Genomic DNA, 13,013 nt, shown 5'->3' with positions numbered 1-13,013 from the left:
TTTCGGGGAGCGATCAGCGGTGGGAAACGGCGGCGACCAGCCGGTCGCCGAGCATCTGGAGACCCTGCACCAGCAGCAGAAGCAGGACGACGGTGACCACCATGACATCGGTCTGGAAGCGCTGGTAGCCGAAGCGGATGGCCAGGTCGCCGAGCCCCCCCGCGCCGACAACCCCGGCCATGGCCGTGTAGCTGACCAGGGCGATGGCGGTGACGGTCGCGCCGGCGATGACCCCCGGCATGGCCTCGGGCAGCAGGGCGCGGGTGACGATCTGCCAGGTCGAGGCGCCCATGGCCTGGGTCGCCTCGACGACGCCGTTGTCCACCTCGCGCAGCGCCGATTCGACCAGGCGGGCGTAGAAGGGCGCGGCGCCGACCACCAGCGGCGGAATGGCGCCCGCCACCCCCAGCGATGTCCCCACCAGCAGCACCGTCACCGGCAGCATGACGATCAGCAGAATGATGAACGGCACCGACCTCAGGACATTGACGACCAGAGACAGCGCCGCATTGAGCACCGGGTTGGCCGCCAGCCGCCCCCGGCCCGACAGATAGAGCAGCACCCCCAGCGGCACGCCGAACAGCACCGTCAGGGCCATCGACCCACCGAGCATCAGCAGGGTGTCCCATGTCGCCCGGCCGATCTCCGGCCAATCCACATTGGTGAAGAAAGCCTCCATCACACCGCCTCCACCACCACGCCGCGCGCGCCCAGCTGGGCCACCGCCGCCTCGGCGTCGCCGCCGGTGAAGGCGACCACCAGCTGGCCGTAGGGCTCGCCGCGGATGCGGCTGATGCGGCCAGACAGGATCGAATAGTCGACGCCCACCGACCGCGCCACGCGGCTCAGCTCCGGCTCATAGGTCGAGCCGCCGCGGAAGGTCAGCTTCGCCAGCCGCCCGCCGACCGGCGCCAGCAAGGCGTCGAACGCCTCCTCGCCCTCGGCCAGCATGGCTCGCGTCGCCGGATGTCCGGGATGAAGGAAGACATCGGCCGTCGCCCCCTCCTCCACCACCCGGCCGTCCTGCATCACCGCCACCCGGTCGCAGACGCGGCGCACCACCTCCATCTGGTGGGTGATGAGAACAAGGGTCAGCCCGAGCTCCCGGTTCAGCTGGTCCAGCAGGGTCAGGATCTCGTCCGTGGTCTCCGGGTCGAGGGCGCTGGTCGCCTCGTCGCAGAGCAGCACCTTCGGCTCCGTGGCCAGCGCCCGGGCGATGCCGACGCGCTGCTTCTGCCCGCCCGACAGCTGGGCCGGGTGTTTCTTCGCATGTTCCGCCAGACCCAGCCGGTCCAGCAGTCCCGCCACCCGCCGGTCCACCTCAGCTCCCGACCGCCCCTCCAGCCGCAGCGGAAAGGCCACGTTCTCGGCGATGGTCTTCGCGTTCAGCAGGTTGAAATGCTGGAAGATCATGCCGATCCGCCGCCGCGCCGCCCGCAGCTCCGCCGGCGCCAGCGCCGTGATCTCCTGCCCGTCCACGATCACCCGGCCGGCGTCCGGCCGCTCCAGCAGGTTGATCGTCCTGATCAGCGTCGACTTGCCCGCGCCCGAGCGGCCGACGACGCCGAACACCTGACCGGCCGCGACCGTCAGATCGACGCCGTCCAGCGCCACGCGCTCGCCCGCGGCGCTCCGGAAGCGCTTCGTCACCCCGTCCAGCCGGATCATCAGCCGGCGTCCAGGGCCTTGGCGGGAATGATGGTGACGCTCTCGCCGCAGCCGCAGGCGTCGGTCTGGTTCGGATTCCGGAACACGAATTTCGAAGCCAGCTTCGTCGTCTCGTAGTCGATCTCGGAGCCGATCAGGAACAGCACCGCCTTGGGGTCGATCAGGATGGTGACGCCCTTGTCCTCGACCACCTCGTCCAGCGGCTCGATCGTCTCGGCATAGGCGAAGGTGTACTCCTGCCCCGCGCATCCGCCGTTCTTCACGCCGACCCGCAGCGCCACATAGGGCTTGTCCGCCCCGTCCTTCCTCGCCTGGCCCATGATCTCGCGCACGCGGGCGGCGGCCGCCTCGGTCAGGGAGACGACCTTGGGGCGCGGGCGGCGGGGACGACTGGTGGTCTGAAGCTCGGTCATCGCGTCCTCAGAACATGTTCAGGGCCAGCTTGGCCTCGTCGCTCATCTTCGACGGATCCCACGGCGGGTCGAAGGTCAGTTCGGCCGTCGCCGACCGGATGCCCTCGACCTTCATGATCGCCTGCTCGACCCACATGGGCATTTCACCCGCGACCGGGCAGCCCGGCGCCGTCAGCGTCATCTCGACCGCCACGTCGCGGTCGTCCGACAGGTCGACCTTGTAGATCAGCCCCAGCTCATAGATGTCGACCGGGATCTCCGGATCGTAGACGCTCTTCAGCGCCTCAATGATCTCGTCGGTCAGCCGGTCCAGCTCGGCCTGGCTGATCTTGCCCGAGGCCACGGCCGCGGTGCGGCCGCCGTCATCCGCGGCGTCGGCCTGAACTGTGGTCGTCTGGTCGCTCATGCAAAGAACTCACGGGCCTTGATCAGGGCGTCGGCGAAGGCGTCGGCGTCCTCGAGGGTGTTATATAGGGCGAAGGAGGCGCGGGCGCTCGACGTCAGGCCGAACCTTTTGGCCAGCGGCTCGGCGCAATGCAGGCCGGCCCGCACGGCGACGCCGTAGCGGTCCATCACCTGGGCGATGTCGTGGGCGTGGGCCCCCTCGACGGTGAAGGTCAGGATGGCCCCCTTCCCCGCCGCCTCGCCGATGACGCGCAGCCAGTTCACTCCTTCCAGCCGGGCGCGGGCGTGGTCGTACAGGGCGTGCTCGTGGGCGGTGATCGCCGCCTTGTCGAACGGGCTCAGCCATTCGACGGCCGCGCCCAGGCCGATGGCCTCGACGATCGGCGGGGTTCCGGCCTCGAACCGGTGCGGCGGCCTCGCATAGGTGACCCGGTCGCGCTCGACAGTCTCGATCATCTCGCCGCCGCCCTGGTAAGGCGGCAGGGCCTCCAGCGCCTCCGCCGTCCCGTACAGGGCGCCGATGCCCGACGGGCCGTACAACTTGTGGCCGGTGAAGACGTAGAAGTCGCAGCCGATGGCCTGCACATCCGGCGCAGCGTGCACCGCGCCCTGGCAGCCGTCGATCAGCACCTGCGCCCCGGCGGCATGGGCCATTTCCGTGATCGCCCGCACCGGATTGATGGTGCCCAGCACATTGGACATGTGGGTCACCGCGACCATCCGCGTCCTCGGCCCCAGCAGGTCGGCATAGGCCGCCATGTCCAGCGAGCCGTCGTCCAGCACGGGGATCCACCTGATCACCGCGCCGCGCCGCTCGCGCAGCAGATGCCAGGGCACGATGTTGGAGTGGTGCTCCATCTCCGAGACGATGATCTCGTCGCCCGTCTGGATGGACTGGCCGATCCCCGAGGCCACCAGATTGATCGCCTCCGTGCCGCCCTTGGTCCAGACGATGTTGGTCGCGGCTTCGGCGTTCAGGAACCGGGCCACGCTCTCGCGCGCGCTTTCGAACGCCTCGGTGGTCTCGTTGGCCAGGGTATGCAGGCCGCGATGCACGTTGGCGTAGCTGCCCTCCATGGTCCGCACCATGGCGTCGATCACCGCCCGCGGCTTCTGCGCCGAGGCGGCCGAGTCCAGATAGACCAGCGGCCTGCCGTTCACCGTCCGCGACAGGATCGGGAACTGCGCCCGCGCGGCGTGGGCGTCGAACAGCCGGTTCACAGGCGAGCCGTCAGCCATTCCCGCACCACCTCTCTCGCGCCCTCGTGTTCGATGCGGTCGACCACCTCGACCAGGAAGGCCTCGGTCAGCAACGCCCGCGCCTCGTCGGCGGGAATGCCCCGCTGCTGCAGATAGAACAGCGCCGCCTGGTCCAGATTGCCGACCGTATTGCCGTGCGCGCACTGCACGTCGTCGGCGTAGATGACCAACTCCGGCTTGGCGTCGACCTCCGCCCGCTCGCCGAGGATCAGGGCATGGTGGCCCATCCGGGCATCGGTGCCGTCGGCCCCGCGCTCGACGACGATCCTGCCCTGGAAGACGCCGCGGGCGGTGTCGCGCACAACGCCCTTGGTCAGCTGGGAAGTGGTTCCGTCGGCGCCGACGTGATCGACCACGGAGGTCAGGTCCGCCTGCCGCGCATCCGACAGCACATAGAGCCCGTCTATGCGCACCTCGGCGCCCTGCCCCGGATGCCGGACCTCCGTCTCCAGCCTTTGCAGCCGGGCGCCCGTCGTCGCGATGGTCTGGCGGTACCGGCCGCCGGCCTCGACCCGGACCTGGGCCTGGGTGATCGAGATCGCGTCTTCCGGTTCGTCGGTCAGGACGATCCGCGTCACCTCGGCGCCGCGCGCCACGTCCAGCTCAAGCCGGTTGTGCGCCACATAGGCCGAGCCCTCGCCCTCGTGGGTCTCGAGGATCAGCAGCTTCGCCCCGGCCCGGGCCGAGATGCGCGCGGTCGTCGCATGGCCGGTGCCGGTCGCCTTGGACATGAAGCGCAGCCGCACCGTCTGCTGGCCCGAGCCCATGAAGGCGCTGGCGCCCACGGGCCGGCCGTTGACGAACACCATGGCCTCGCCGCCCAGCGCCTCGAACGGCCCGCCGCCGGTGATCGAGATCGCCGCCGACGGCGACGGCGCGGGCGCCTCGCGCAGATATTTGCGCAGGTCGCTGTATTTCCATGCCTCAGTCCGACGGGACGGGAAGCTGGACGCGTCCTTCAGATCGATGAGCGGCAGGGCGTTCACGCCGCCTCCGGCAGATACTTGTCGTAGCCTTCCGCCTCCAGCTGGTGCGCCAGCTCCGGTCCACCCGAGGCGACGATGCGGCCGGCGGCCAGCACATGCACCCGGTCCGGTTTGATGTAGTCAAGCAGCCGCTGGTAATGGGTGATCACCAGCATGGCCCGCTCCGGCGAGCGCAGGGCGTTGACCCCGTCCGCCACGATGCGCAGGGCGTCGATGTCGAGGCCCGAATCCGTCTCGTCGAGGATCAGCAGCGACGGCTCCAGCAGGGCCATCTGCAGGATCTCCATCCGCTTCTTCTCGCCGCCCGAGAAGCCGACGTTGAGCGGCCGCTTCAGCATGTCGAAATCCATCTTCAGCGCCGCCGACGCCGCCTTGACCATCTTCAGGAAGGCGGGGGCCGAGACCTCCTCCTCGCCGCGCGCCCGCTTCTGGGCGTTCAGCGCCGTGCGCACGAAGGTCAGGGCCGGGACGCCGGGAATCTCGATCGGATACTGGAACGACAGGAACACGCCCTTGGCGGCCCGCTCGGCCGGCTCCAGGGCCAGCAGGTCCTCGCCCTTCCACGATACGGCGCCCTCGGTCGCCTCATAGCCCGGCCGTCCCGACAGGGCGTAGCCCAGCGTCGACTTGCCGGCCCCGTTCGGCCCCATGATGGCGTGCACCTCGCCCGCCGGCACATCGAGCGAAAGCCCCTTGAGGATCGGCTTGTCGCCGACGGAGACGTGGAGGTTGGCGATGGAGAGCATGGTCAGTGTCGGGCCTTCATGTGGAGGTCGTCGCCGGCCTCGCAGAGATATCGAACATCGGAAGAGGAGAGCACCACGTCGGCGTTGACCCACGGATGGCCCGAATGATCGACCTGAAGCCAAAGCAGGCTCCGGTCCCCATCGGCCGTACCGAGCACGACGAGTTTGACTCCGGGCTCAAGTACGATTGGTTGGGCTCCGGCCTCGTAGTGCTGGCAGATCTGCCCCACGGGTGTAACCACCGAATACATCCTCACCGGATGCCCATCGGAGTCGGAGATCTCGCCTTCGAAGAGATGTTGCTCGGAAGCGCGGCGAAAGAGGTCTTCGGCGAGCGTCACCCCACGCTCCCTTCCAGACTGATCGCCACCAGCTTCTGCGCCTCGACGGCGAACTCCATCGGCAGTTCCTGCAGCACGTCGCGGACGAAGCCGTTGACCAGCAGGGCCACCGCCTCCTCCTGCGACAGGCCGCGCTGCTGGGCGTAGAACAGCTGGTCGTCGGACAGGCGCGTCGTCGTCGCCTCGTGCTCCAGCTGGGCCGAGCCATTGCGGGCCTCGATATAGGGTACGGTGTGCGAACCGCACTCCTTGCCGATCAGCAGGCTGTCGCACTGGGTGAAGTTGCGCACCCCGGTCGCTTTCGGATGCACCGACACCAGACCGCGATAGGTCGAGTCCGACCTGCCCGCCGACACCGCCTTGGCGATGATCCGGCTCTTCGAGTTCTTGCCCAGGTGCACCATCTTGGTGCCGGTGTCGGCCTGCTGGCGTCCGTTGGTGATGGCGATCGAATAGAATTCGCCCGAGCTGTCCTCGCCCTTCAGCAGGCAGGACGGATATTTCCAGGTGATGGCCGAGCCGGTCTCCACCTGCGTCCACGACACCTTCGAGCGGTCGCCGCGGCAGTCGGCCCGCTTGGTCACGAAGTTGTAGATGCCGCCCTTGCCGGTGACCGGATCGCCGGGATACCAGTTCTGCACCGTCGAATATTTGATCTCGGCGTCGTCCAGAGCCACCAGCTCGACCACCGCCGCGTGCAGCTGGTTCTCGTCCCGGGTCGGCGCCGTGCAGCCCTCCAGGTACGAGCAGTACGACCCCTTGTCGGCGATGATCAGCGTCCGCTCGAACTGGCCGGTCTGGCTGGCGTTGATCCGGAAATAGGTCGACAGCTCCATCGGGCAGCGGACGCCCGGCGGGATGTAGACGAACGATCCGTCCGAAAAGACCGCGCTGTTCAGGGCGGCGAAATAGTTGTCCGAGACCGGCACCACGGAGCCCAGGTATTTGCGCACCAGCTCAGGATGTTCGCGCAAGGCCTCGGAAATCGGCATGAAAATCACCCCGACCTTGGCCAGCTCGGCCTTGAAGGTGGTCACCACCGACACGCTGTCGAACACCGCGTCCACGGCGTAGCGCGGCGCGCCCTCGACCCCGGCCAGAACCTCCTGTTCCTTCAGCGGGATGCCCAGCTTGGCGTAGACGGCCAGCAGCTCCGGATCGACCTCGTCGAGGCTCTTCGGCCCCTCCTTCTGTTTCGGCGCCGCGTAGTAGAACAGGTCCTGGTAATCGACCGGCTCGTATTTCACCGAAGCCCAGGTCGGCTCCTCCATCGCCTGCCAGCGCTCAAAGGCGGCGAGGCGCCATTCCAGCATCCACGCTGGCTCGCCCTTCTTCTGCGAGATGAAGCGCACGATGTCGGCGTTCAGCCCCTTGGGCGCGAACTCCGTCTCGATGTCCGAGGTGAAGCCGTGCTCGTACTTCTCGAGCGCGGCGACCGCTTCGATGGTTTCCTTGACTGCGGCCATGACCTACGCGAGTTCCTTCGCGCGCTCACTGACGCGCGCGACATGCTTCTGATACGCGGCGACCCAGGCGTCGGCGAACCGCTGCCATTCGCCCTCGACCGTGCCCCAGCCGCCCGAAACCCGGACGCCGCCGGTGGCGAGGTGATCCAGCCCCATGGCCGAGATCGCCTTCGACGGCTTGGTCTTGCCCGACGTACAGGCGCTTCCGGCCGACACCATGACGCCCATCAGGTCGAGGGTGATCAGCTGCTGCGGGCTGTCCCAGCCCTCGACGGCCATGAACAGGGTGTTGGGCAGGCGCTCGACGGCGCCGCCGATGATGGTCGCGCCGGCGGCCTTCACCTTCGCCTCGGCTTCATCGCGCCACGTCCTGTGGGCCATGGCCGACGGCACGTCGCGCGCGGCGCAGTCCGCCGCCACGCCAAAGCCGGCGATGCCCGGCACGTTCTCGGTCCCGGCGCGCAGCCCGCGCTCCTGCCCCGCCCCGTGCAGGGTGCGGATCACCGGAACGCCCTCCTTCGAGACCAGCGCGCCCACGCCCTGCGGCCCGCCCAGCTTGTGCGCCGACAGGGTCAGGGTGTCCGCGTCCAGCTTGCGCATGTCGACCGGGATCTTTCCCGCCGACTGGATGGCGTCGACATGCAGCCAGCCGCCCGCCGCCCGCACCAGCTTCGCCGCCGCCTCGATCGGCTGGATGACGCCGCTCTCGTTGTTCGCATGATGGATCGCCACCACGGCCCGGCCCGGCCGGGCCAGCGCCTCGGCCAGCCACTCCAGATCGGCCACCCCGTTCGCGTCGACCGGCAGGATTTCCACCGGCTTGCCGCTGACATTCGCCGCCTCGGCCACGCACGGGTGTTCCGTCGCCCCGACGATGAGCCGCTCGCAACCCGCCGCCAGGGCGCTCTGGATCGCCTGGGCGTTGGACTCCGTTCCTCCCGACGAGAAGACGATCGCCGTGGGATCGGCGCCGATCAATTCGGCCACCCGGGCCCGCGCCGTCTCCACCCGCGCCCGGGCGCGGCGGCCGGCGGCGTGCACCGCATTGGGATTGCCCCCCTCGGCCAGAACCTCGGCCATGACCTCGCGGACCTCGGGACGAACGAGGCCCGAGGCGTTGTAATCCAGATAGACCGCGCTCACGCCGCCACTCCCACGTCCTGGTTCGCGCCCGACCGGCGCCTGCCGGTGCGGTTCATCACCACGTCTTCCAGCGACACGCTGGCCAGATAGGCATGGATCTCGGCGCCCAGATCCTCCCACAGATTATGGGTGATGCATCGCTCGCCGGCCATCATGCAGCCCTTGGGCGACGAGTGGCCGACGCAGCGCGTGGCCCGGATCGGCTCATCGACGGCCAGCACGATCTCCGCCACCACCGTCTCATCCGCGCCCTTGGCCAGCCGGTAGCCGCCGCCGGGGCCGCGCACGCTCTGCACCAGTCCGCTCTTCCTCAGCCGCGCGAACAGCTGCTCCAGATAGCTCAGCGAAATCTCCTGCCGCGCCGCGATCTCGGCCAGCGACACCGCCCGCTGCACCCCGTCGGTGCGCCCGTTCCTGGCCAGATCGGCCATCGCCATCACGGCGTATCGTCCCTTGGTCGACAGTCGCATCGCGCTACCCGCAAAAACCGCGCGCTTTTCGAGGGTCCTGTGCTAGAACCCGCGCCTTCGCAAAAGCGTCAGCACGCAGGGCGGACTTAGAAAGTCCTACTGCCCCGGTCAAGTATTACGCAGATGCGAAACGACAGTTGAACACGGGAATTCGCGCCGCCCATGCCTGAAGTCATTCTGCCCGGGGCCTCTGGCCGTATCGAAGGCCGTTATTCGCCGGGCAAGCGCCCGAACGCTCCGATCGCCCTGATCCTGCATCCCCACCCCAAGGCGGGCGGGCACATGAACAACCCGGTCACGGTGACCCTCTACCAGCTGTTCGTGAAGCGCGGCTTCGCGACCCTGCGCTACAACAGCCGCGGCGTCGGCAAGTCGCAGGGTGAGTTCGATTCGGGCATCGGCGAGCTGGCCGACGCGGCCACCGCCCTCGACTGGCTCCAGGCCAACAACCCCGGCGCCACCCAGACCTGGGTCGCCGGCTATCAGTTCGGCGCCTACATCGGCATGCAGCTGCTGATGCGCCGGCCCGAGACCGACGGCTTCATCTCCGTGTCGCCGCCGTCGAACATGTACGACTTCAGCTTCCTGGCCCCCTGCCCGGCCTCCGGCCTGTTCCTGCACGGCACGGCCGACACCATCGTCCCGCCGGTCGAGGTCGAGCGCGTCGTCAACAAGCTGCGCACCCAGAAGGGCATCGTCATCGACTACGAGCTGGAAGAGGGCGCCACCCACTTCTGGCAGGACCACATCGACGCCGTCGACCGCCGCGTCGGCGCCTACCTCGACAAGCGGCTGGAAGAGAAGCCGGCCTGATCAGTTCTCGGTGCAGGGCGGATAGTGGGCGAATAGAGCCTCATACTCCAACAACGTCCCGGGAATTCCCAGCGCAGCGCGGCGGGCGTCGGCGTTCGCCGGGTCCTCGATATTCTCCCAGTCGATGACGACCTTCCCGGCCTTGCAGGTCATCTGCGTGCCGTAGCGCTGTGGACGACCCTCGTTGACAGCCAAACGATCGTACATCAGCCCATAATCCTGCCCGTCAATCTTTCCGGCCAGCGCCAGCGGTTCGAGAATCGGCACGAAGCGCCGCCACTGTTCGACGTTGGAGTGCTGGATGATCAGGAAGGCCGCGTTCGACGCTCGCTCGCCATACTCCTCCTCCGTGAACCAACCTTCCTCCGGCACCAGCGGCAACAGTTCGCCCAGCAGCCGCTCATCCATGGCCGCCACCGGCGCCCACATCGCCGACAACGCCGCCTGCCGCTCCTCTTCGGGCAGGACGCTGACGTCAACCGCAATGGACGCCCGACGGCCAACCTGATCCAGCTGTCCCATCCGCTCCAGACGCTCCCGCACATCAATCGGCGGCGGCAGGGCCGCCTGCCGCGCTTCCTCGGCGGCCATGGCGTCGGTCACCGGCGCGATCAGCGCCCGGGCTTCCGGACTCAAGGGCGTCGGGTCCTGAACCATCAGAACGGCGGCAAAAAGCAATGCGATCATGGTGGACCTCACTCGGGCGGCCACAACAACCGTCGATTACGGCGACTTCGCGACCGTCAGTAGAGCAGAAACCGCTTCCGCTCCTCCACCCACGCCAGCTCGTCCGGCACGGTGATCGCGTCCAGATCGGCCGCCGTCGACCCCGGCGCATCGACCCATTCCCGCAACCCCGGCCCGCCGTTGATCACGTCGATGGCCAGTTTCCCGAACTCGTATTCGTACGGGAAGTCCCGCCACAGATCGTAGTCCGGATACAGCCGCCGGATCGCCTTGAACGCCAAGGCCTGCACCCGCCACGGCCGGAACGCCGCATGGTCGTAGGCCGGCCCGGCGACATGCATCTGCACCCCGTTGCAAAGCGTGCCGACGTGCTTGTGGAAGGTCGGCTCGAACCAGATGTCCCTCAGGACGCACCCCTCCAGCCACGCCGGCGCAAACGCCTGCATCTCCGCGATCACCGCCCGGGCGTCGATGTCCGGCGCCCCGAACAGCTCCAGCGGCCGGGTCGTGCCGCGCCCCTCGGACAGCGTCGTGCCCTCCAGCATCACCGTCCCGGCATAGGCCCGCGCCATCGAAACATTGGGCGCGTTCGGACTGGGATTGATCCACTCCCGCTCCAGCAGCGGCCAGCCGTAGCCGGGGCCCTGTTCGGGCTCCCAGCCCTCCATTTCGATGACGCGGTAATCCACGTCCAGCCCGAACCGGTCGATGAACCACAGCCCCAGCTCGCCCAGCGTCATGCCGTGCCGCATCGGCATCGGCCCGGCCCCGACGAAGCTCTCCCAGCCCGGCCGCAGCGTCAGGCCCTCGACCGGCCGCCCGGCCGGATTGGGCCGGTCCAGCACCCAGACCGTCTTGCCGTGCTCCGCCGCCGCCTCCAGCACATAGAGCAGGGTCGTGACGAAGGTGTAGATGCGGCAGCCGAGGTCCTGCATGTCGACCAGCAGCACGTCGAACGTGCCCATGGCCTGCCCGGTCGGCCGCCGCACCTCGCCGTACAGGCTGAACACGGGAATGCCGAGCCGCGGATCGGTGAAGTCCGGCGACTCCATCATATTGTCCTGCAGGTCGCCCCTCATGCCGTGCTGCGGCCCGAAGGCGGCGGTCAGCCGGATGTCGGGACAGGCCGCCAGCGCGTCCATCGCATGCGTCAGATCCGCCGTCACCGAGGCCGGATGCCCCAGCACGGCCACCCGCCGCCCCTTCAGCGGCGCCCGCAGCGCGGGATCGGACAACAGGCGGTCGAGGCCGGTCTTCATGCGGGCTCCGGAGGCGGCAGGATCAGGGCGAAGGAATCGGGATGGTGGAAGTCAGGCTTACCCGGCGGATGCGCCAGGGCCCAGTAGGAGAGATTGCCGTCGATGTCCTCGATGACGGCGGAGAGGCCGATGCGTTCGATGAAAGGCCAATCGGTCCAGCTGACCATGGCCTCCAGTTCGAAGGCGTAGTCGGTACGCTCGGCTCGTATCACCCTGATCGGACCTGCGAGATTCGTCATATTCTCGCGATAGCCGGTGAATCCGTACGCCGCCCACTCGCCTGAGGAAGAGATGTTGAACTCGGCGTAGCGACCGTCCCGCAGGCGGGCGAAGACCTCGAAGCACGTGCTGCGCCAGAGCCCATCGGTCCGACCGACGTCAGAAGCAGCGCCGACGGCCCCCACCTTCTCGCCGGCCAGTTGCATCAAGGCAGCTTCTGCGAAGTCACGCTGACGCCTGACCTGAACGCGCGAAATCGACTCGGACGGCTCGGGAACAAGTATCCCGTCGCCGAAGCCGTTCAGGCGGAAGGTCACGAACACATAGCTGCGGCCTTCAATATTGACGGAGGCATCGATCGACCTTCCGCGCCGGCCGGGCGTTTCCTCATATGGGCGCAGGGCTGCGTTCAGAATCATCAGTGGCCGCTTGGTTCGCCTCGGCAGATGACCGTGCTACACGCGCCCTCTCCCCAAGCAAAGCCTCGCCGTCCATGACCGACACCGCCTTCAAGTCCGACTTCCTGCGCACGCTCCGGGACCGCGGCTACATCCACCAGATCACCCACCCGGCCGAGCTCGACGAGGCCGCCGCCTCCGGCGTGATCACCGCCTACATCGGCTTCGACGCCACCGCCCCCTCGCTGCACGTCGGCAGCCTGATCCAGATCATGATGCTGCGCCGTCTGCAGCAGGCCGGGCACAAGCCCGTCGTCCTCATGGGCGGCGGCACCACCAAGGTCGGCGACCCGACCGGCAAGGACGCCTCGCGCCCTCAGCTGACCGACGCGACCATCGCCGCCAACATCGCCTCGATCCGCACCGTGTTCGAGCGCTTCCTGACCTTCGGCGACGGCCCCACCGACGCGGTCATGGTCGACAATGACGAGTGGCTGTCGACCTACGGCTACATCCAGTTCCTCCGGGAATACGGCACGCACTTCACCGTCAACCGGATGCTGGCCTTCGACTCGGTCAAGCTGCGCCTCGAGCGCGAGCAGCCGATGACCTTCCTCGAGTTCAACTACATGCTGATGCAGTCGGTGGACTTCCTCGAGCTGAACCGCGCCCGCAACGTCACCCTGCAGATGGGCGGCTCGGACCAGTGGGGGAACATCGTCTCGGGCGTCGACCTGGT

The 13,013-nt window shown here is 68.2% G+C and carries 16 protein-coding genes; 2 read left to right on the top strand and 14 right to left on the bottom strand.

The window, feature by feature from the left end; all coding sequences use genetic code 11:
- Positions 1-13: 13 nt before the first annotated feature.
- The 11 genes from VEA62_RS15660 to VEA62_RS15610 are packed head-to-tail and all read right to left on the bottom strand — an operon-like array spanning position 14 to position 8,898.
- Entirely contained in the window at positions 14-679 is a 666-nt protein-coding gene (locus VEA62_RS15660; protein ID WP_324823551.1) for a methionine ABC transporter permease, read from the bottom strand.
- Positions 679-1,668, bottom strand: coding sequence for a methionine ABC transporter ATP-binding protein (locus tag VEA62_RS15655; protein WP_324823549.1), 990 nt, complete (start codon positions 1,666-1,668; stop codon positions 679-681). Before VEA62_RS15655 ends, VEA62_RS15660 begins: the two co-directional genes overlap by 1 nt.
- Positions 1,668-2,081 carry an iron-sulfur cluster assembly accessory protein gene (locus VEA62_RS15650; protein ID WP_324823547.1) on the bottom strand — a complete coding sequence of 138 codons (414 nt, stop codon included), beginning with the start codon at positions 2,079-2,081 and terminating at the stop codon, positions 1,668-1,670. The genes VEA62_RS15655 and VEA62_RS15650 overlap by 1 nt, the downstream gene beginning before the upstream one ends.
- A gap of 7 nt (positions 2,082-2,088) precedes the next feature.
- Entirely contained in the window at positions 2,089-2,487 is a 399-nt protein-coding gene (locus VEA62_RS15645) for an SUF system Fe-S cluster assembly protein (RefSeq protein ID WP_324823545.1), read from the bottom strand.
- On the bottom strand, positions 2,484-3,725 hold the full coding sequence (locus VEA62_RS15640) for a cysteine desulfurase (RefSeq protein ID WP_324823543.1): 1,242 nt from the start codon (positions 3,723-3,725) through the stop codon (positions 2,484-2,486). Before VEA62_RS15640 ends, VEA62_RS15645 begins: the two co-directional genes overlap by 4 nt.
- The gene (sufD, locus tag VEA62_RS15635) at positions 3,704-4,732 is read right to left on the bottom strand and encodes a Fe-S cluster assembly protein SufD (RefSeq protein WP_324823541.1); all 1,029 of its coding nucleotides are present in this window, start codon (positions 4,730-4,732) and stop codon (positions 3,704-3,706) included. The genes VEA62_RS15640 and sufD overlap by 22 nt, the downstream gene beginning before the upstream one ends.
- Entirely contained in the window at positions 4,729-5,478 is a 750-nt protein-coding gene (gene sufC, locus VEA62_RS15630) for a Fe-S cluster assembly ATPase SufC (RefSeq protein WP_324823539.1), read from the bottom strand. The genes sufD and sufC overlap by 4 nt, the downstream gene beginning before the upstream one ends.
- A gap of 2 nt (positions 5,479-5,480) precedes the next feature.
- Positions 5,481-5,819 carry a hypothetical protein gene (locus VEA62_RS15625; protein ID WP_324823537.1) on the bottom strand — a complete coding sequence of 113 codons (339 nt, stop codon included), beginning with the start codon at positions 5,817-5,819 and terminating at the stop codon, positions 5,481-5,483.
- Positions 5,816-7,285 (bottom strand): Fe-S cluster assembly protein SufB, encoded by a 1,470-nt coding sequence (sufB, locus tag VEA62_RS15620; RefSeq protein WP_324823535.1) that lies wholly within the window; start codon positions 7,283-7,285, stop codon positions 5,816-5,818. Before sufB ends, VEA62_RS15625 begins: the two co-directional genes overlap by 4 nt.
- A gap of 3 nt (positions 7,286-7,288) precedes the next feature.
- On the bottom strand, positions 7,289-8,428 hold the full coding sequence (locus VEA62_RS15615) for a cysteine desulfurase family protein (protein ID WP_324823520.1): 1,140 nt from the start codon (positions 8,426-8,428) through the stop codon (positions 7,289-7,291).
- Positions 8,425-8,898 carry an Rrf2 family transcriptional regulator gene (locus VEA62_RS15610; RefSeq protein ID WP_324823518.1) on the bottom strand — a complete coding sequence of 158 codons (474 nt, stop codon included), beginning with the start codon at positions 8,896-8,898 and terminating at the stop codon, positions 8,425-8,427. The genes VEA62_RS15615 and VEA62_RS15610 overlap by 4 nt, the downstream gene beginning before the upstream one ends.
- Positions 8,899-9,060: 162 nt before the next feature.
- On the opposite strand from VEA62_RS15610, the gene VEA62_RS15605 reads away from it, so the two are divergent.
- On the top strand, positions 9,061-9,711 hold the full coding sequence (locus VEA62_RS15605) for an alpha/beta hydrolase (protein WP_324823516.1): 651 nt from the start codon (positions 9,061-9,063) through the stop codon (positions 9,709-9,711).
- Here VEA62_RS15605 and VEA62_RS15600 read toward each other — a convergent pair whose 3' ends face one another.
- The 3 genes from VEA62_RS15600 to VEA62_RS15590 are packed head-to-tail and all read right to left on the bottom strand — an operon-like array spanning position 9,712 to position 12,295.
- Positions 9,712-10,398, bottom strand: coding sequence for a DUF6624 domain-containing protein (locus VEA62_RS15600; protein ID WP_324823514.1), 687 nt, complete (start codon positions 10,396-10,398; stop codon positions 9,712-9,714). It lies immediately after the preceding gene.
- A 56-nt stretch (positions 10,399-10,454) separates the two neighbouring features.
- Positions 10,455-11,657, bottom strand: a complete 1,203-nt coding sequence (locus VEA62_RS15595; RefSeq protein ID WP_324823512.1) for a DUF1343 domain-containing protein — start codon at positions 11,655-11,657, stop codon at positions 10,455-10,457.
- Complete coding sequence (locus VEA62_RS15590; protein WP_324823510.1) at positions 11,654-12,295, bottom strand: DOMON-like domain-containing protein; 642 nt, start codon at positions 12,293-12,295, stop codon at positions 11,654-11,656. The genes VEA62_RS15595 and VEA62_RS15590 overlap by 4 nt, the downstream gene beginning before the upstream one ends.
- Before the next feature lie 74 nt (positions 12,296-12,369).
- Here VEA62_RS15590 and tyrS point away from each other — a divergent pair.
- Positions 12,370-13,013, top strand: a 644-nt coding sequence (tyrS, locus tag VEA62_RS15585) for a tyrosine--tRNA ligase (protein ID WP_324823508.1), incomplete at its 3' end; no start/stop codon positions are given.

The organism is Brevundimonas sp. (genome assembly GCF_035627475.1).
Classification (GTDB): domain Bacteria; phylum Pseudomonadota; class Alphaproteobacteria; order Caulobacterales; family Caulobacteraceae; genus Brevundimonas.
This window is presented reverse-complemented; position numbering and strand designations above follow the sequence as displayed.